Raw genomic sequence first — 19,413 nt, forward strand, 5'->3', positions numbered from 1 at the left:
GAATAATTCAAGTGAATTTGTTTGAAAGAAGAACTTTAAAAGCTTTATTTTCACCCGATAAAATACCCATAAAACAAGAGGAAGCACAAATGAGCTTCCTCTTGTGAAAAATTGTGGGACAGCAATGGACCTTAGGTCGCCTTTTTTAATGACTTAAATCTGCTGCTGCCCGCGATAAGAGAGGGCTTCAGACAGATGCTGACTTTGAATATCTGGACTTTGACTTAAATCGGCAATGGTGCGTGCGACACGCAAGACCCGATGGTAGCCGCGTGCTGATAAATTCAGTTTTTGTTGAGCCAGTTCAAGCATATTCTGGGCAGTCTGATCCAAGCCAGCATAATGTTCTAGCTGCTTTGGACTCAGACTCATATTCAAGCTATTTTGCCGTTGCATCTGAATCTCATAAGCTGCTATCACGCGTTGTCTGACCGTTTCAGAGTCCTCTGTCGGCCGATTATCCTGTAACTCATGCGCCTGTAAGGGCGGTACATCAATATGTAAATCAATCCGATCCAGCAGCGGCCCTGAAATCCGGTTCTGATAGCGCTTGATACTGTCAGGCGAACATTGGCAGCGAATATCCTGATTAAAGGCATAACCGCATGGGCAGGGATTCATGGCAGCCACCAGCTGAAAATTGGCTGGAAAAGTGATCTGACGTGATGCACGAGAAATCACAATTTCTTTGGCTTCCAGAGGCTGGCGCAAAACTTCCAGTACCTTTCGATCAAATTCAGGCAATTCATCCAGAAATAACACGCCCAAATGCGCCAGCGTAATTTCACCCGGTTTGGGGTGTGAGCCGCCACCGACCAGTGCAACAGCAGAAGCAGTATGATGCGGGGCTCGAAACGGCCGCTGGCCAAAAGGATGATTGGCATTGGCGACTGAATAAATACTGGCAACTTCCAGATTTTCCTGGGTTTTTAAAGGCGGTAAAATACTGGCTAATCGAGATGCGAGTAAGGTTTTTCCTGTCCCCGGTGGTCCTCGAAACAGCAGGGAATGGCCACCCGCTGCTGCAATTTCCAGTGCACGCCGTGGCCGCAATTGGCCTTTGACATCGGCAAGATCACATTTATAAAAATGGTTGGTATCGACTGGGATGGTTTGTATTTCTGCTAAGCACTGCGTCTGAGCAAGATGCTCACACACCTCTTTTAGATGATTGGCAGCAAAGACCTTAAAGTCCGGGAGTTGGCAGGCTTCTTGTGCATTCGGACCCGGCAGCATCAGTTGATGCTGATCATGTTGACAGGCAATCGCAATGCTCAGGATCCCTGTGACTGGGCGAAGTTGACCATCGAGAGCCAATTCTCCAATAAACTCAAGATCATCGGTGCAGTTTTCCGGAAGCTGTCCGGAGGCGACCAAAATACCTAAAGCAATCGGTAAATCCAGACGCGAACCATCTTTCGGTAGATCTGCTGGAGCCAGATTAATGGTCAGGCGTTTGGTCGGAAACTGAAAGCCACTATTTAAAATGGCAGAACGCACCCGGTCTTTACTTTCCCGGACTGCGGCTTCAGGAAGCCCCACAATCGTGAGTGAAGGCATGCCGGAACTGACATGAACCTCGACTTCAATTAAAGGCGCGTGCAGGCCAAGCAAGCCTCGCGTATAAATTTTGGCAAAAGACATTATTATTGTTCCAATTTAGTGCATTATTTTTATCGGTCTTAGGTCTTTTGTGCACTGTACTTGTGCTTATTTTTTATTCGAAATTTTATCTTCTAAGGCTTCAACCTGTTTCAGCAAATCATTGAGGCGATGATTGGCATTATCGAGGGCAGTACGTTGACGTTCAATTTCTTCTTTGGACACCAGATCCATTTTTGTCACAGCTTCATTTAATAGAGCACGAATATTCTGTTCCAGATCTTTCTTAGGTTGTTCAACTTGCTGCAAAATTGCTTGTAATAGGGTTTCAATCATTGTCTGATCCATCGCCATCGAAAGGAAGCGACAGTTTAGCATTGCTCGAATACAGACCCTAGTATTTCAGACAAAATATAGGCTTAATCGATAAGAGATATTGTAAAAATCCACATAAAAAATGTCGGTTTTTTAAAGATTCAAAACCTTTATAAGTATAAAATAAGGTATAAATAAACCGCATGCCGGGCTTTCTAATTTCCCCCGACCTTAGGAATCTTGGCATGAAATTTGAACGTAAAACCTTACTGGTGAAATAAGCCGAAGGAAAACAAACATGAAGCTCGTAACTGCAATCGTAAAACCTTTTAAATTGGATGATGTTCGTGAAGCATTGTCTGAAATTGGTGTTCAAGGCATCACTGTAACTGAAGTGAAAGGCTTTGGTCGTCAAAAAGGCCATACTGAACTCTATCGTGGTGCTGAATACGTTGTAGATTTCCTGCCGAAAGTCAAAATTGAAATCGCGATTAGCGATGACATGGTTGACTCCGTCATTGAATCTATTACGCGTGTTGCTAGCACTGGAAAAATTGGTGACGGAAAAATTTTCGTGACGAACTTAGAACAAGTCATCCGTATTCGTACAGGTGAAACAGGTGCAGACGCTGTTTAACTTGGCACGAAGTTTGCTGAGTACCTAAGAACTCACAAAAACTTGGTTGGGGGATACGAATGAAAAAAATGCTACTTGCGTTCGGCATGGCCGGCGCACTTTTTGGTGGTTCTGTTGCATGGGCTGAAAATGCTGCAACAGCAACACCACCCGCAGAAGACATTGTGCTTGTTGAAGAAACAGGCGAAATCACACTGAATAATACGGCAGATACTCCAGCAGCAATTGCTGAAGCAGCGCCAGTTGAAACAGCAGTACCTGCAGAAGAAGCAACATTAGATACAGGTGATACTGCCTGGGTTTTAACGTCCACCGCATTAGTTTTACTCATGACCATTCCGGGTCTAGCACTCTTTTATGGCGGTATGGTCCGTAAGAAAAACGTCCTGGCGACCATGGCGCATAGCTTTATTGCCGCTGCAGTCGTCAGCATTGTCTGGGTGATTATCGGTTATACCCTGGCCTTCGGGGAAGGGAATGCCTTCATTGGTAGCTTGGACAAATTTATGTTGGCCGGTATTACCACAGAGGCGCTTTCAGGCACCATTCCTGAAATTCTGTTTGTCATTTTCCAAATGACTTTTGCCATCATTACCGTTGCAATTATTAGTGGTTCGATCGCAGAACGGATGAAATTTGGTGCTTTCGTTGCTTTCATTGCACTTTGGGTGGTGATTGTCTATGCGCCGATTACTCACTGGGTCTGGGGCGGCGGCTGGTTGGGTAATGACGGTGCGCTCGATTTTGCTGGTGGTACAGTGGTTCACATCAACTCGGGTGTTGCCGGTCTGGTAGCAGCGTATATGCTGGGCAAACGTATGGGCCTGGGCCGTGAATCGATGGCGCCACACAACTTGACCCTTACTGTGGTGGGTGCATCTTTACTTTGGGTGGGCTGGTTCGGTTTCAACGGTGGTTCTGCCTTGGGTGCGAACGGCTCTGCAGGTTATGCGCTGGTGGTGACTCAGGTGGCAGCGGCAGCGGCAGCGCTCTCTTGGCTGATTACTGAAAAACTGGCACGTGGCAAAGCATCTGTATTAGGCGGCGTATCGGGTGCAGTTGCTGGTCTGGTGGTGATTACGCCAGCCGCAGGTTTTGTGACTGTCGGTGGTGCATTGGCGATGGGTCTGATCGGTGGTGTGGTGTGTTTCTGGGGGATTACTGCGCTGAAACGTGCCTTGAAAGCCGATGATTCTTTAGATGCGTTTGGCCTGCATGGTGTAGGTGGTGTGGTCGGTGCAATTTTGACCGCTTTTTTTGCCAGCGAATTCATTATGGGGGATGCTGCGCCAGCCAACATGATGAGCCAGCTTTGGGTTCAAGTTGAAGGTGTACTTGCGACCATCGCTTACTCTGCCATCATGACCTTCATCATCCTGAAAGTGATTGACTTGATCATTGGTATCCGTGTCGCATCTGATGATGAGCGCATGGGTCTGGATTTGAGCCAGCATGGTGAACGTGTCGAATAATAATAAACACACAATAATCAATATATAGTGCAAAACAGCCCAAATGGGCTGTTTTTTTTCTATATGTTGCGTAAGACTCTACAAAGTTTGCAATTTTTGCTACACTCGGAATCCATCTGGATTTGTTCAATTAAACCGCTATGCATTGCCCATTTTGCAATACTGCCGACAGTAAAGTGATTGATTCACGCCTGGCAGCTGAAGGCTGTCAGATTCGTCGTCGCCGTGAATGTGTCAGTTGTAATGAACGTTTTACGACTTTTGAAAGTTATGAAGTGGTGATGCCGCGCGTGATTAAATCGGATGGCAAGAATGAACCCTTTGATGAAGCCAAATTACGTCGTTCCCTGATGCATGCCTTGCAGAAACGTCCGGTAACCCAAGAGCAGATTGAAACAGTTTTGAGCGATATCCAGTTACAGATTCGCCGTTTGGGTGAGCGTGATGTGAAATCGCGTACCATCGGTGAAATTGTCATGCAGTCTTTATTCGCACTCGATCACGTGGCCTATGTGCGTTTCGCTTCGGTTTATCAGGATTTCCAGGATGTTGAAGCTTTTCGTCATCAAATTGAACAGATGCAACAGCGAGAATCACAAGAATAAGCATGTCTGAACTGAATCAAGATCAAGTCTGGATGCGCCGCGCAATTCAGCTTGCCCAGCAAGGTCAATACTCGACCAAGCCCAATCCGAATGTCGGCTGTGTCATTGTCAAAGATGGCGTCATTATCGGTGAGGGTTTTCATCCTCAAGCAGGGCAGCCGCATGCTGAAGTATTCGCGCTGCGTCAGGCTAGTGAGCAGGCACGTGGTGCAACCGCGTATGTCACTTTGGAGCCGTGTGCGCATTATGGGCGAACGCCGCCATGTGCCAAGGGTCTGGTTGAAGCTGGTGTGGCTAAAGTGGTCGTGGCCTGTCCTGATCCAAATCCGCTGGTGGCGGGCAAGGGTGTACAGATTTTAAAAGATGCCGGTATCGATGTTGAAGTCGGGATTGGTCAGGAACAAGCGCATCAGCTGAATCAAGGTTTCCTGAAAGCCATGGCGACCGGCATGCCGTATGTGCGACTTAAAATTGCATCCAGTCTGGATGGCCGTACGGCGATGGCATCCGGTGAATCGAAATGGATTACCGGAGCCGAGGCGCGTCAGGACGTGCAGTATTGGCGGGCCATTTCCGGTGCAGTCATCACTGGGATTGAAACAGTTCTGGCCGATGACTGTCAGCTGAATGTGCGGCAACTCGATGGCATTGAAGATATTGAAACAGTAGTACAGCCCAAGCGTATCATTTTGGATCGTCAGGGGCGTTTGCCATTAACGGCGAAAATTCTAGCGCAAGCCGACACCGTGTTGGTGATGGGACCTTTTCGGCAAGAGCTGGCCGATCTGGGTGTGTTACAATTGCCGGTACAGCCTTTAAAACAATTATTGTCCCAGCTGGCTGAGCAGCATCAGATTTATGATGTCTTGGTGGAAGCAGGGGCGACCTTATCTACGGCATTTTTACAAGAACAATTGGTTGATGAACTGATCAGTTACGTTGCACCGACCTTATTGGGTCAGTCTGCACGTACTATGTTTAATGCAGAATTCAGCCTTATGGCAGAACAACTCCGATTTAAGCTGCGCGATGTGACCCGCTTGGGTGATGACGTGCGCTTCAGGTTAATTCCTTTTCAAGAGACACTATGAGTTCAGAGTCTACGGTTTATCATAAACGTCGCCATGCGGCACGTACCACCGATGAATATCTTTTCCATCAGCTGGTTCCTTATCTGGGCAACAAACGCCGTTTATTACATTTGATTCTGGAAGCACTTGAAATTACAGGAACTCTGAAGCGTGAAGATGGCCGTGCGCCGATTTTTGCTGATTTTTTTGCTGGTTCTGGTGTGGTATCACGCTTAGCCCGTCAAAATGGTTATCGCGTGATTGCCAATGACTGGGAACCCTATAGCCATGCATTGAATCATGCGGTACTGGCCTGTACTGAAGCACCGGCGTTTAAAGAATTGGGTGGCTATCAGAAAGCCATTGATTATCTGAACCGTCTGCCGGAAGTGAAAGGCTGGGTCACGCATAACCTGTGTCCGCGCAATGATGAAATTTATGATCCCGCCCGTGACCGTTTGTTCTTTAAACGTCGTAACGGCATGCGTATTGATGCGATTCGTCAGCAGATTGCAGCTTGGCAGGCCCAAGGTGCCATTGACGATGTAGAGATGTCTGCCTTGCTGGCACCATTACTGTATTCAGCCAGTTTTGTCAGCAATACCTCGGGCGTTTTCAAGAGTTTCCACCACGGCTGGGGCGGAAAAACCCAAACGGCGCTGGAACGGATTGAATCTTTACTGTGGCTGACCCCAAGCCGCTTTTGCGAGTCGGATCAGAAGAAAGGTATGGCTGCCGAAATGTGGTGTGTCGATGCCCAGCATCTGGCCAATCAGATGAGCGGTTTTGAAGTAGATGTGGCTTATCTGGATCCACCGTATAATCAGCATGCCTATAGCAGTAATTACCATGTCCTGAATGCTTTGACCTTATGGGATCAGGCCGATTTACCGACGCCAGATACCAAGGGCTTCAAGAGCGGGATTGACCGGGCATGGCGCAAAGAGCGTCCGAGCCAGTACAACTCTTCCAAATATGCCAAAGAAGCCTATGAAAACTTGTTGGCGACCATCAATGCGCGTTTCATTCTGACCAGTTATTCAACGGATGGTAATATCAGCGCCACTGATTTATTGCAGGCCAACCTGAAACGTGGCCGGGTGACCTTGCTGACTCAGGATGTACCACGTTATCGGGTCAGCAAACAGCGCCAATCTGAACGTGCACGCGTACTGGAATTTATTGTGATTACCGATACCCATGCCAGGTCAGGTCCACCGATCCGTCAACTCCTCAGCCAGTTGCATCATTATGCAGAATTGGGCGGTGTGGATACCACTGGTGTCAGTACCCAGTTGGCACTCTGGTAAAAGAATAGAAAAGGAAATAAAAATGTTTACAGGTATTATCGAAAGCCTTGGCAAAGTAGACAGTCTGCAAAGTGTGGGTGGTGATGTACGTTTACGTATCCAGACTGACCTGGACATGTCGGATGTACATCTGGGTGATTCTATTGCTACAAATGGCATCTGCCTGACAGTCATAGACTGGGGCGAAAACTGGTATGCAGCTGATGTGTCCCGTGAAAGTCTGAACAGGACGACACTGGGCAACTGGAAAGCCGGTCAACCTGTTAACGTCGAAAAAGCCATGTTGCCGACCACGCGTTTTGGCGGCCATATTGTTTCAGGTCATGTCGATGCAGTCGGCGAGATCACTTTGGTGCGTGCAGATGCACGCTCGATTTATTATGAAGTCACTGCACCGGCTGAAATTGCCAGATATCTGGCAGAAAAAGGTTCGGTCACAGTCGATGGTATTAGCCTGACCATTAATCACTTGCGTGGCTGTGTGATTAGTCTGAACTTGATTCCGCATACGGCTGAACGTACCAATATCGGTACCTGGAAAGTGGGTAGCAAGGTCAATCTGGAAGTGGATGTGCTGGCACGTTATATCGAGCGTTTATTGCTCGGTGATAAAGCCGAAGATACCACTGAACAGTCTAAGATCAGCATGGATTTTCTGGCTGAAAATGGCTTTTTAAAATAAGCGGAATGCTTGAATACTGAACAGTCTGATTGAAAAATTAGACTGTTTTTTTATTTTTCGGGATAATCAGCAATTCAATTTGCAAATATTGCCTTGGTGGACGGGTCGAATGCTCGATTTTTTACTCAACTTGGAACAGTCATTACCGCTATTGCTTGATCAATATGGGGTGTGGATCTACGCGATCCTGTTTCTGGTGATTTTTGCGGAAACCGGCTCAGTATTTTTCTTTTTTCTGCCCGGTGACAGTTTATTGCTGGCTGTAGGAGCTTTATGTGCCAGCAGCGATATATTGACCCTGCATTCGATGGGATTACTGCTCTTTACTGCATCGGTACTCGGCTACACCGTGAATTATTACACTGGAAAAGTGCTGGGCCTAAAATATTTTAATCGGCATTCACGCTATTTCAAGCCAGAATATATGGTGAAAACCAATCACTATTTTATGAAACATGGCGGTAAAACCATTCTGATTGCGCGTTTTATTCCTTTTGTTCGTTCATTTGGCCCTTTTGCTGCCGGTTCAGCCCATATGAGTTTTGCCACATTCAGCTTTTATAATATTACGGGTGGTATTCTCTGGATTGGTACTTTGTTAAGTATTGGCTATTTGCTTGGAAATGCTGCCTTTATGCTGGCCGATGTGCTCTAAAAGATCAAATTAAAAATCCGAATCAGCCGGATGCCAGTCAGTTAAGCAATTGACTGGTATTTTCTTTTTTAAATTCATAATTATATTTGATGGATGGAAAGGTCATCCGCAACTGTTTGAGGCATGCGGTGTATTGCACCGCAAGATATCTTCCTTGCGAAGCTCTGCTTCTCATTTGGACAAAACCAAATTAACCAATGCTTTACAGATGTTTGATGTAAAACCTTAAGGTTTCGTCGTGAACGACTAAACAGTTAAAGGGTCTATTTCTAAACTCCTTAACTGATCAGCATTACCGAATGAGCGGGCTTTTTATATGAGTTGGGATTTTTAATCAGGTCTCACTTGCTCGGAAAATTCTGAATTTTTCAGTATATAGTCGATTTCTTCTTGGGCCGCCACACGCATTTGTTCTCTTAGTGCATTGATGGTCTGTTCAATCACCGTTTCTGCCTCCAGTTCCAGACGCAAACGCACACTCTCTAATTCAGATAAAATGGTGTGGTCTTGAATCTGGATACGACCTTGGGCAAAGTCAAAACTATGCTCAGGATTTTTCTGATAACGGGCAACATAGTGCTGCATTTCTGTCTCTAGACTGAGGTTTATGTCAGCGAGGGCTTGGGTCTGCTCAGTAAATTTACGCTGTTCATCCTGATATAACTGTGCAATCGCAGCCTGCTCTGCAGCACGTTTATCGGCCAGGGCCTGTTCGAGTGCCAGCTGTCTGCGAATACGTGCAGCCTCAATCAATTCAGCCTTGCGCTGCGCATAGGCTTCTTCAATCTTGCGTTCAGATTCCTGCTGTAAGCGCTGATCACGAATCTGCCATTCTTCTAAAGAGGTTTCAGGCTTTAAAATGTCACAGATCCGAGAGAGGTCATCGATAAAGGTCTGACGTACAGCTTCTGGCACATTTAACCAGCGCTGTTTAAAATCTGGACCTACATTTAATGCCACATGCCTCTCCTTGTGGGTGATATCGGTTAAAGCTTATGGGTGTTGGGCTCAATACCTAAACGACGATATTGTTTGAATTTTTCACGACCCAGCTGTTTAGCCGTTTCATGGTTTTCAATGATCTCAATAATGTGACTAAATTTTGCGTAAGGTTCAAGTGCTTCCGGATTAAAATTGAAAATAATCCAGTCGGACTGTTCAGGCAATGTTGCCGAAATACACACGCTAGCCTCAGGCTGATCAATGCCATGCGGAATGAAACTCGCGGGATCAAAGCTCCACAGGCGTTCATCCAGCTGCTGCTGCAAGGCTGCATCGGCACATAGTAACCAGATCCGCGCCGGCTGGCGCAGAATCTTGCGGCATAAACGACAAGCACTTTCGACTTGTCGTTCAGGACTTTTTTCAAATAAATAAAAGCTGACCTTAGCCATTCGTTTGAACGCGGTTGGCCAGGAACTGCATCAATAATGGCACTGGACGCCCAGTTGCGCCTTTATTGGCACCTGAGTTCCATGCTGTACCTGCAACATCCAGATGTGCCCAGCGATATTCACGGGTAAAACGTTGCAAGAAGCAGGCTGCAGTGACAGAACCAGCTTTTGGGCCACCGATATTGCCAATATCGGCAAATGGTGAATCGAGTTGTTCCTGATAGTCATCTATGACCGGCATACGCCATACCCGGTCAAATGAATGCTGGCCGGCAGTTTCCAGTTCTGCTGCCAATTTATCATCTGGTGTGAACAGACCTGTCAGCACGGAACCCAAAGCCACCACACATGCACCGGTCAAGGTCGCAATATCAATCACCAGAGCAGGGTTGAAACGTTTCACATAGGTCAGGGTGTCACATAACACCAGACGACCTTCGGCATCGGTATTCAGGATTTCAACCGTTTGACCGCTCATCGTCGTGACGATGTCACCCGGACGAGTGGCTTTACCAGAAGGCATATTTTCTGCTGCGGCAATGGTTCCTACCACATGCAGAGCTAAGCGGGACTCACACAATGCACGCATGGTACCCAGTACAGAGGCTGCACCGCACATGTCGTATTTCATTTCATCCATACCTGCGCCAGGTTTGAGTGAAATACCACCGGTATCAAAGGTAATGCCTTTACCGACCAGTACCACTGGCGCTTCACTACGCTCTGATTGATATTCAATGCTGATAATACGACCCGGACGCTCTGAACCCTGGCTGACTGCAAGGAAGGCACCCATGCCTAAATCTGCCATCTGTTGTTCATCCAGTACCGTGACTTTCAGTAAATCCGGATATTCAGCAGCCAAGGCGATGGCCTGATCTGCCAGATATTCCGGGAAACAGATATTGCCCGGACGGTTGCCCAGATCACGTGCCAGGTTTTGCCCGCTCTGTACTGCTTGAACCAGTTGCAGCTGTTCTGTCGTTAAAACGCTATGCGTGGCAATCAGGTCGATCTGTTCAAGTACAAATTCATTCTTTTTCGACTTATATTCATCATAACCATAGCTGGCTTGAGTCAAAGCCAGAGCAAACAGATAATGCAATTCTTGTGGAAGTTGTGTCAGGTCTACAGAAATCTGTTTGAATTTTTTTTGAGTGGCCTGAATAATAGTCTGGGCAATTTTTGCGAGTTTTGCTGGTTGCAATTCAGTGACTTTGCCTAAACCGATCAGTGCTGCATGGCTGGACTGACTGACTTGGCCAATCAGGCTCAGACTTTCAGCCAAAGCCGCTTTGAACTGAGATGCTTCAATTAATCGGTCTAAATTGTTGATTTGATAGGTTGAGGTGGTATTTTGAAGTTGTTCTGAGTCAACTAAAATCAACAAAGATTGACTTGATCCATTCTCTGGGAATGACGTATTAATTGTAAGTTTCATATTCTGTTTTCACGCCTGTCTAGATTTGTAAATCATTCAGTCATTGAACCATTTATCTGAATAGAGTTTCAATGGGTAGGGCCGTCTAGGTTTTATATTTTTGCTATTCGGGTAAACTAGCACTCGTTTTATAGACCTTATTTTGGAAGAATTAATTTGATTATTCGGCGTTATCTGGTCAAGCAAGTTGTCTCGACATCCTTGGTGGTGATTGCCTTATTGACCTTGATCATGATGGGTGGCCGACTGATCAAGTATTTTGGTGTCGCAGCGCAAGGCCGTCTGGATGCAGGCATTTTATTTAGCATCATTGGCTACCGTTTGCCTGAGTTTTTGACCTTAATTCTTCCGCTCGGTTTCTTTATTGGCCTGATGCTGGTATTTGGCCGTTTATATGTCGACCATGAAATGGCGGTGATGAATGGCAGTGGTGTCAGCCGGCATCAATTGGCGCGCCTTCTGGTGCCGATGACCTTGGTGTTTCTCATTGCCCAAGCCGGCTTGATGCTCTGGGCAGCGCCATGGGGAATCCGCCAGTTTGAAGCGCTGACCACCAGTCAGGCGGTACGCACCGGCTTTGATCTGGTACGACCCAAAGAATTTATTTCCTCTGGCCCCTATACCATTTATGCCGGTGATCTGTCCGAAGACCGTAAAAACTTAAAAGATATTTTCTTCTATCAGCGAGCAGAAAAACCCGGTAAACCGGATGTGATGATTCTGGCCCAGGAAGCCACCCGCATTGAGGTGCCAAATGATGCGGCCAATGTGGTCGATCTGATTCAAGGTCGCCGTTATGAAATCTATCCGGGCACTCCGCAATATACCCAGGCTGAATTTGCAAGCTATCGTCTGCGTTTAGAAAATGATGAGGAAGCACAGTTTGCCAGTGCTGAAGTTGAAGCCCTGCCAACCTCGCAATTGTGGCAGAACCGTCAGGATCCTGTGGTGGCCAGTGAATTAGGCTGGCGGGTATTTGTACCATTTGCGATTCTGATTGCTTTGATTCTGGCCGTGGCCTTGTCTGAAGTGAGTCCGCGCCAAGGTCGTTATCTCAAGTTATTTCCGGCGCTCATGATCTTTGCCAGTCTGATTGTGGCGTTAATGGCCGTGAAAACCCGGATCAGTAAAGAGGAAATGGGGATCTGGGCTTATCCATTGATCCTGATTGCTTATGCGATTGCGGGTGCCTTGTTCTCACGTAAACAGAATTTGGCCCCGAAAATCAAGAAACAGATTCAGCGAGTGAGGTCTTAATAATGTTGGCACGTCGTATAGTTGCAAAACATGTGACCCAAACCACTGCGCTGGCGATGCTGGGTGCAACCGCTGTGTTGGCGGGTTTACAGGTGTTATTTACTTATCTGGGTGAGCTGGGTTCACTAAAAGAAGGTTATGGCGCCTGGGATGCCTTGAAATATGTGCTCTGGGGTGCTCCGAATTATCTTTATGAAATTCTGCCGATCTCGGCGCTGATCGGTGCGGTTTTAGGTTTGGGCACATTAGCCTCAAATAGTGAACTGATTGTGATGCGCTCGATCGGGATCAGTCTGTGGCGGATTGTTGGCTGGGTGATCCGTTCAGCATTACTGCTGGTGGTCTTGTCATTTGCCTTGAGCGAGTGGGTGATTCCTTATACCAATGAACAGGCCAAGAGCGTAAAAAGTTCGAGTAAAGCCGCGCAACTGGGCGAAGTGCGGGGTTACTGGACACGGGAAGGGCAGCGCTTTATTTATATTGATTATGCCAATTCGCAAGGTCAGCTGAAAAATGTGCAGATGCTGGATTTTGATGAAAATTATCGCTTACGCGGCACCTTGCAAGCGGATCAGGGTGAATTCGTCACAGATGGCTCCTGGACATTAAGCAATACCGAGCAGTTCGATATTCTGCAAAATGGTAGTGCTACCCTGATCAAGCAGGAACAGCAACCTTTGGCACTGGCATTACAGCCAAAATATGTGCATATGGTCACCATCGATCCTGAAGACTTGTCACCGAGCCAACTGATCAGTTTCACAAGTTATATGCATGAATATAGTCAGGTGCCAAAAACCTATCAACTGGCTTTCTGGCAGAAACTCGGTTCTCCTTTTGCCCTGATTGCACTGGTGGTGATTGCCTGTTCATTTATTTTCGGGCCGCTGCGTCAGCAATCCATGGGTTTTCGTCTGGTGATTGCCTTATTTGCCGGTCTGGGCTTTTTCTATCTACAGGATTTCCTCGGCTATGCCAGTCTGGTCTATGCGCCATCTCCGGCATGGTTTGTCTTTATTCCGATTCTGATCATGTTCGGTATTGGGGGTTACCTGCTGCATCGGGCACGCTAAGACCCAGGAAAATAGAACAAATCAATCGCGATGAGCGGCTTAAACCATACTCTGGTCATGGCCTCTTTTTGCAAACTTCGCTAAAATAGAGCGATTAATTCGTAGACGAACAGAGTATTTCATTATGACGGATGCAACTGCTGGCAAAATCCCTCACGTTTTGGTGATTATGGATGGTGTGGGTCATCGCGAAGCGGTCGAAGACAACGCGTTTTTAGCAGCTAAACGACCAAATTTAACTGCAATGCAGGACAAGCATCCGCATGGTTTGATCTCGGGTTCAGGCGAAGATGTTGGTCTGCCAGATGGCCAGATGGGGAACTCGGAAGTCGGACATATGAACCTCGGTGCAGGTCGTGTGCTGTATCAGGATTTTACCCGGATTACCAAAGACATTCGTACCGGTGATTTCTTCAATCATGAAGTACTCGTCGATGCGGTGGAGAAAGCCAAAGCTTCAGGTGGTGCAGTGCATTTGCTCGGCCTTTTATCTCAAGGTGGTGTGCATTCGCATGAAGACCATATTGTTGCGATGGCTGAACTGGCACTGAAACGTGGTGTCAAAGTTTATTTGCATGCTTTCCTGGATGGTCGTGATACGCCGCCACGAAGTGCCCAACCGTCATTGGAAAAACTGGATGCGCTGTTTGCACAATATCCGGGTCAGGGTCGTATTGCCAGCATGATTGGTCGTTACTTCGCGATGGATCGTGACAACCGTTGGGATCGCGTCGAACAGGCCTATCGTTTATTGACTGAAGGCGAAGCGGCCCGTACAGCTGCCACCGCAGTTCAAGGTCTGGAACAGGCTTATGCCGCAGATGAGTCGGATGAATTTGTCAAAGCCACCCGCATTGGTGAGCTGGCAAAAATTCAGGATGGCGACAGCGTGGTCTTCATGAACTTCCGTGCCGATCGTGCCCGTGAATTGACTCGCGCATTTGTAGAAAAAGATTTTGCTGGATTTGCACGTAAAGTGGTGCCGAACTTAGCCAAGTTTGTGATGTTGACGCGTTACCAAGCAACGATTGATGCGCCTGTGGCCTATATGCCAGAAGCGTTGGTCAACTCGATTGGTGAATACCTGTCAAATCTGGGTAAAACCCAATTGCGTATTGCTGAAACTGAAAAATATGCACACGTGACGTTCTTCTTTAGTGGCGGTCGTGAAGATGAATATCCGGGTGAAAAACGTATCCTGATTCCATCACCAAATGTAGCAACTTATGACCTCAAACCGGAAATGAGTGCTTATGAAGTGACTGATGAGCTGGTCGCTGCGATCAATTCAGGCGAATTTGACCTGCTGGTGGTGAACTATGCCAATGGTGATATGGTCGGTCATACCGGTGTTTTTGATGCCGCAGTGAAAGCGGTCGAAGCGGTCGATACCTGCTTAGGCCGGGTTTATGAGGCGGTGATGGCGCAAAAAGGTCATATGCTTATCACTGCCGATCATGGTAATGTAGAGCAGATGCAGGACTATCACAGTGGTCAGGTGCATACTCAACATACCACTGAATTGGTTCCATTTATTTATGTAGGTCCAACTCAGGCCACGATCGCAGAAGGTGGCGTATTGGCAGATGTCGCACCGACCTTATTAAGTCTGATGCAAGTTCCAGTCCCTGCGGAAATGCAAGGTCGCAACCTGATTGAACTGAATCAATAATTTTCGATAAGATTTTAAAGAAAGGTAAAAAATGGCAACAACACATTGGAAGTCTGTCGTTATACCATGCTTACTGATGTGTTTGAGTCATTCGGCCTGGGGTGCGGGCTCAAAAGAGCCGGCATTCGATGATATGGAAATGGATGGTCAGGCCTATACTGAAATTCCTGTGGCATCCATTCAAGAATTCGTACAAATTTATGGCATCGTCAAAGACAATTATATTCAAGACAAAAATGACGACGCCTTGTTCCAACAGGCAATCCAAGGTCTGGTCAGTGGCTTAGACCGCTATTCCCGCTATTTGTCGCCTGAAGATTATAAGCAGCTGCGTGAATATACCGAAGGTGATCTGGCCAGCATTGATTTCGATCTGCAATTTAACTCGCAGATGAAGCAATGGGTGGTTCAGGGCCTGAATGCCGATGCAGATTCAGCCAAGCAGGGACTGCGTAATGGCGTCACTGTTTATAAAATTGACGATCAGGTATTAAGTAGCCTTAATCAGGAACAAGTTCGGCAGTTATTGAGCGGAGCAGTTGGCTCAACGCTCATGATCCAGCTTTCCCCGCAAAGTCCGGTGGTTCGTCTGGTAAGGAATACCAAGCTCGATACTGAAATTAAATCCAGTCTGCACAATAATCAGGTACTGGTATTGCAGGTCAAAGTTTTCCAGCAAGATACAGCCAATGAAATCAAGCGCCTGATTGAAAGCTATTCTGACAGACGCTTAAAAGCGGTGATGTTTGATCTACGCAATAACCCGGGTGGCTTACTTTCTGCCGCAGTAGAATCGGCCGATTTATTTTTGAATCAGGGTGTGATTGTCTCGACCCAAAGCCGTTCGGAAGGCAATCAGCAATTTCAGGCGCTGCCAAGTTTTGAATTTCAGAATCTGAAAGTGGGCGTTCTGATTAATAACCGTTCAGCTTCGGCAGCTGAAGTCTTTACGGCAGCATTGAAAGAACATAGCCGGGCTTGGGTGGTCGGTGAGCAAAGCTATGGCAAAGGTGTGGTACAAAAGCTATTTCCACTGAGTAATGGTTCTGCTTTACAAATGACAGTGGCACAATACTTCAGTCCGAGTGGTCAGATGATTGAAGGGCGGGGCGTGCAGCCACATTTCAGTTATCCGTTTAAGCAGGAAATGCGTGAGGAGAGCTATCTGGAACACGTCACAGACCTGCTGCTCCTGCAAAAATAATTATTCGTCTTCCTCAGTATCCAGTCCGAACTTTTTTAAACGATAGCGTAGGGAGCGGAATGACATACCGAGCTTTTTCGCGGCCAGTGTGCGGTTCCAGTGCGTTAGATTCAGCGCATTGAGTAGAACTTCTTTTTCAATCTTTTCTAAATATAGCTCTAGGCCTTCTTCTGGGAGCTTTCTCGGGGCAATCAGGGTGTCAGTCGCAATAATCTCGCTCGTGAGCGTATTCATCTCCTGAGCGCTATTAAGAGCCTGACGTAACGGTGCACTTTGCAGATGCTGAAGATCAATCCGCTCTTCATCACTCAAGGTAATTGCACGTTCCATAATATTACGCAATTCACGTACATTACCCGGATAATATTGTTCCAATAAAAATTCTTTACTGCGTTCTGTCAGTTTTTTATTGGCAATGCCCCATTCCTGGCAAATCTTCTGAATAAAATGTTCGGCGAGTAAGAGAATATCCTGACTCCGTTCACGCAGCGGCGGTAAAGTCAGATCCATCACATGAATACGGAAATATAAATCCTGACGGAATTTGCCTTGTTGTACCAAGGCTTCCAGATCCTGATGAGTGGCACTGATGACGCGGAAATCCACATCAATTTCAGTATCTGAACCGAGTGGACGAATACGTTTTTCCTGTACGGCACGTAACAGTTTGACCTGCATGGAAAGTGGCAGTTCTGCAATTTCATCCAGAAACAGGCTGCCACCATGTGCCGATTGAATCAGCCCCTGTTTGTCCTGAGCGGCGCCAGTAAAGCTGCCTTTCTTATGCCCAAACAGTTCGCTTTCCATCAGTTCAGTGGGAATCGCACCACAGTTAATTGCAATAAAAGGGCCTTCATTACGGTTGCTCAGGCGATGGACCAGATTGGCCACCACTTCCTTGCCAGTTCCCGATTCGCCAGTAATAAAAACCGGTGCCTGTGAGCGGGCAATTTTTTGTAAGGTAATACGTAAGTGCTGAATCGGTATCGATTGCCCAATCAGCATTTTATGTTCTAAAGCATCATTTGGATTATTATGGGAATAATCCACCGGTTTATTCAGTGCTTTTTGTAGCAGCTGTTCCAGATGTTTCTGATTGATCGGTTTGCTGACAAAGTCAAAGGCACCGGCCTTGAGTGCAGCAATCGCGATTTCCATGTTGCCATAGGCGGTCAGAACCGCGACCGGAAGTGCAGGATAGAGATGACCAATCCAGTCCAGTAACTCCAAACCATTGCCATCGGGCAGGTTCAGGTCAGTTAAACAGGCATCATATTGATGATCTGCAAGATATTTTTTAGCATCTTGCAGACGATGTGCGATGTGCGTACGAATCCCCATCCGCAGCAACGACATTTGCATGAGGGTGCATAAATCTTCTTCATCATCCACCAAGAGCACCAGTGGCTGTTGTTCCACACTCATTTCCCTTAAACCCCTTTATACCGTAATACGTTGGCAGCTAATGCGAAAGCATGCGCCTTGTTCTTGTTGTATATAGTTTAATTGTGCCTGATTTGCTTCACAAAAACTATGTGATAAGTACAGTCCTAATCCGGTTCCACTAATCGAGGTACTGAAAAAAGGTTGAAATAATAGGGCTTGGTCGTGTATGGCTACACCTGAGCCGAAATCCCGGATATCAATCCAGACCCGATGTTCATAGGGATGTATATTCAGCTGAATGTAATTGGCATCTGCTGAATTGTGACGGATGGCGTTGCGAATCAGATTTATCAGGATTTGCCGGAATTGTGCCTCATCAAACTGAATCGCCAGCGAGACATCAATATTAAATTGAATCTGATCACGAATATCAGCCAGATCTTCCTGGATAAATAACGGGATAAATTCATTGAGATGAATCGGCACCGGATGGGTTTCTTTATTTTTGACCATATTCAGTGTGTCCTGAATAATCCGGTCAATCCGGGTCGCCTGCCGGCCAATCATCTGGTGGAGTAGCTGTTGCTGTTCAGCTTCCGAGTCTAGATACAAATCATTGGCCTGGACAATGGCGGCTAGAGGATTACGAATTTCATGCGCAATACTGGCCGAAAGCTGCCCCAGTGCGGCAAGTTTGAGTTGTTGCACTTGCTGATTGAGTTTTTTGGCATCCTGTAATACCAGTAGCGTTAGGGTTTGATGCGGTACAATCAGCTTTTGTACCTGGACATGAATGTTATAGCGACTTTGCTGGGATTCAAACTGAAAGCGTTCACCATTTTCCAGCGTTTCAAAATGGATCAGTTCAAATAAATCCGGCTGTGACTGGTATAAGGTAAATTTTTCCAGACCGTATTTGGATTCAATCCCAAGCAGATGACAGGCAGCAGGATTACTGAGTACCACATGATAATTTTCATCCAGAACCAGATAACCGGTTTCAATTTGCTCCAGAATATAACGGTTAATATTCTGTAAGCGATGAAGTTCCAGCGATTGAGAGAAGTTCAGGTTTTCCAGAATCTGAAAACGGCGCACGGCAATTTGCCCGGTGCCATAGACGACAAAAAACAAAAAGGCCAGCAGGGCGCTATTACTGATATTGCTAAGTGAGGAAAATGCAAAAATACTGCCGATAAAATGCTGATAGATAATGCTAATGACGGCAATCAGGGTGAAGACCAATGCTTTTTTTGCATCTAATAATAAAGATGCAGAAAAAATGGTAATCACGAACAGCAGCCCGATTTGCAGATTCGGACCATTGCTGGCCAAGGTCAGCAAACTTAATAGGCAGACATCAACAAAGAAAATCATGATCAGCTGCGGCTGGATCAGACGTCTGATCCACTTCAACGCGAACATCTGCGCTGTATTAATGGCAACACCGATTCCCAGCGCATAATAATACAGCTGTGGATATTGATAATCGCCGGTTAGCTCGGGGTAGGTCAGCAGAAAAATCAGCAGCAGGCCAGTGCTGATCAGCAGGCGATACGCGCTATACCAGATCCCTAAATGATACTGATTGAGTTCAGAATAATTGGGTTTTTGTGCCATATGCAGCGCGACTCGCCA

18 protein-coding genes are annotated in these 19,413 nt (G+C 46.6%); 11 read left to right on the plus strand and 7 right to left on the minus strand.

Going from position 1 to position 19,413, the window contains the following annotated elements:
- Window positions 1-153: 153 nt before the first annotated feature.
- Window positions 154-1,644 (minus strand): YifB family Mg chelatase-like AAA ATPase, encoded by a 1,491-nt coding sequence (locus tag FTT75_RS05425; protein ID WP_180186025.1) that lies wholly within the window; start codon window positions 1,642-1,644, stop codon window positions 154-156.
- Window positions 1,645-1,710: 66 nt separating this feature from the next.
- Window positions 1,711-1,938, minus strand: a complete 228-nt coding sequence (locus FTT75_RS05430) for an accessory factor UbiK family protein (protein ID WP_005094487.1) — start codon at window positions 1,936-1,938, stop codon at window positions 1,711-1,713.
- A 277-nt stretch (window positions 1,939-2,215) separates the two neighbouring features.
- Here FTT75_RS05430 and glnK point away from each other — a divergent pair, with 277 nt between their 5' ends.
- The 7 genes from glnK to FTT75_RS05465 all read left to right on the plus strand — a co-directional run bounded on the left by glnK (window position 2,216) and on the right by FTT75_RS05465 (window position 8,348).
- The gene (glnK, locus tag FTT75_RS05435) at window positions 2,216-2,554 is read left to right on the plus strand and encodes a P-II family nitrogen regulator (protein WP_005094485.1); all 339 of its coding nucleotides are present in this window, start codon (window positions 2,216-2,218) and stop codon (window positions 2,552-2,554) included.
- Window positions 2,555-2,613: 59 nt separating this feature from the next.
- On the plus strand, window positions 2,614-4,026 hold the full coding sequence (locus FTT75_RS05440; RefSeq protein ID WP_074383671.1) for an ammonium transporter: 1,413 nt from the start codon (window positions 2,614-2,616) through the stop codon (window positions 4,024-4,026).
- Window positions 4,027-4,166: 140 nt separating this feature from the next.
- Window positions 4,167-4,631 carry a transcriptional regulator NrdR gene (nrdR, locus tag FTT75_RS05445; RefSeq protein ID WP_005094481.1) on the plus strand — a complete coding sequence of 155 codons (465 nt, stop codon included), beginning with the start codon at window positions 4,167-4,169 and terminating at the stop codon, window positions 4,629-4,631.
- Window positions 4,632-4,633: 2 nt separating this feature from the next.
- Window positions 4,634-5,722, plus strand: a complete 1,089-nt coding sequence (ribD, locus tag FTT75_RS05450; RefSeq protein ID WP_005169044.1) for a bifunctional diaminohydroxyphosphoribosylaminopyrimidine deaminase/5-amino-6-(5-phosphoribosylamino)uracil reductase RibD — start codon at window positions 4,634-4,636, stop codon at window positions 5,720-5,722.
- Window positions 5,719-7,011 (plus strand): DNA adenine methylase, encoded by a 1,293-nt coding sequence (locus tag FTT75_RS05455; protein ID WP_005094477.1) that lies wholly within the window; start codon window positions 5,719-5,721, stop codon window positions 7,009-7,011. The genes ribD and FTT75_RS05455 overlap by 4 nt, the downstream gene beginning before the upstream one ends.
- Window positions 7,012-7,033: 22 nt before the next feature.
- Complete coding sequence (locus FTT75_RS05460) at window positions 7,034-7,693, plus strand: riboflavin synthase (RefSeq protein WP_180186026.1); 660 nt, start codon at window positions 7,034-7,036, stop codon at window positions 7,691-7,693.
- A gap of 109 nt (window positions 7,694-7,802) precedes the next feature.
- On the plus strand, window positions 7,803-8,348 hold the full coding sequence (locus tag FTT75_RS05465) for a VTT domain-containing protein (RefSeq protein ID WP_005094471.1): 546 nt from the start codon (window positions 7,803-7,805) through the stop codon (window positions 8,346-8,348).
- A 330-nt stretch (window positions 8,349-8,678) separates the two neighbouring features.
- Here FTT75_RS05465 and FTT75_RS05470 read toward each other — a convergent pair whose 3' ends face one another.
- The 3 genes from FTT75_RS05470 to FTT75_RS05480 are packed head-to-tail and all read right to left on the minus strand — an operon-like array spanning window position 8,679 to window position 11,183.
- On the minus strand, window positions 8,679-9,308 hold the full coding sequence (locus FTT75_RS05470) for a hypothetical protein (RefSeq protein ID WP_005094469.1): 630 nt from the start codon (window positions 9,306-9,308) through the stop codon (window positions 8,679-8,681).
- A 26-nt stretch (window positions 9,309-9,334) separates the two neighbouring features.
- A complete protein-coding gene (locus FTT75_RS05475; protein WP_005169032.1) occupies window positions 9,335-9,742 on the minus strand; it encodes a DNA polymerase III subunit chi in 408 nt (135 codons plus the stop codon).
- On the minus strand, window positions 9,735-11,183 hold the full coding sequence (locus FTT75_RS05480; protein ID WP_180097329.1) for a leucyl aminopeptidase: 1,449 nt from the start codon (window positions 11,181-11,183) through the stop codon (window positions 9,735-9,737). Before FTT75_RS05480 ends, FTT75_RS05475 begins: the two co-directional genes overlap by 8 nt.
- Window positions 11,184-11,339: 156 nt before the next feature.
- On the opposite strand from FTT75_RS05480, the gene lptF reads away from it, so the two are divergent.
- From lptF to FTT75_RS05500, 4 genes are all read left to right on the plus strand, one after another.
- Window positions 11,340-12,440: an LPS export ABC transporter permease LptF gene (gene lptF / locus FTT75_RS05485; protein ID WP_005169028.1), complete on the plus strand. Its 1,101-nt coding sequence runs from the start codon at window positions 11,340-11,342 to the stop codon at window positions 12,438-12,440.
- A gap of 2 nt (window positions 12,441-12,442) precedes the next feature.
- Entirely contained in the window at window positions 12,443-13,513 is a 1,071-nt protein-coding gene (gene lptG, locus FTT75_RS05490) for an LPS export ABC transporter permease LptG (protein WP_005094459.1), read from the plus strand.
- A 124-nt stretch (window positions 13,514-13,637) separates the two neighbouring features.
- A complete protein-coding gene (gene gpmI, locus FTT75_RS05495; protein WP_180186027.1) occupies window positions 13,638-15,185 on the plus strand; it encodes a 2,3-bisphosphoglycerate-independent phosphoglycerate mutase in 1,548 nt (515 codons plus the stop codon).
- A 31-nt stretch (window positions 15,186-15,216) separates the two neighbouring features.
- Window positions 15,217-16,389 carry a S41 family peptidase gene (locus FTT75_RS05500; RefSeq protein ID WP_180186028.1) on the plus strand — a complete coding sequence of 391 codons (1,173 nt, stop codon included), beginning with the start codon at window positions 15,217-15,219 and terminating at the stop codon, window positions 16,387-16,389.
- On the opposite strand, the gene FTT75_RS05505 is transcribed toward FTT75_RS05500, so the two are convergent.
- Both FTT75_RS05505 and FTT75_RS05510 read right to left on the minus strand, forming a co-directional pair.
- Entirely contained in the window at window positions 16,390-17,814 is a 1,425-nt protein-coding gene (locus FTT75_RS05505; RefSeq protein ID WP_100329428.1) for a sigma-54 dependent transcriptional regulator, read from the minus strand.
- A gap of 15 nt (window positions 17,815-17,829) precedes the next feature.
- Window positions 17,830-19,395 carry a PAS domain-containing sensor histidine kinase gene (locus FTT75_RS05510; RefSeq protein ID WP_180186029.1) on the minus strand — a complete coding sequence of 522 codons (1,566 nt, stop codon included), beginning with the start codon at window positions 19,393-19,395 and terminating at the stop codon, window positions 17,830-17,832.
- Window positions 19,396-19,413: the final 18 nt, after the last annotated feature.

The sequence above is a fragment of the Acinetobacter sp. YH01008 genome (assembly GCF_013420435.1).
Classification (GTDB): Bacteria; Pseudomonadota; Gammaproteobacteria; order Pseudomonadales; family Moraxellaceae; genus Acinetobacter; species Acinetobacter pseudolwoffii.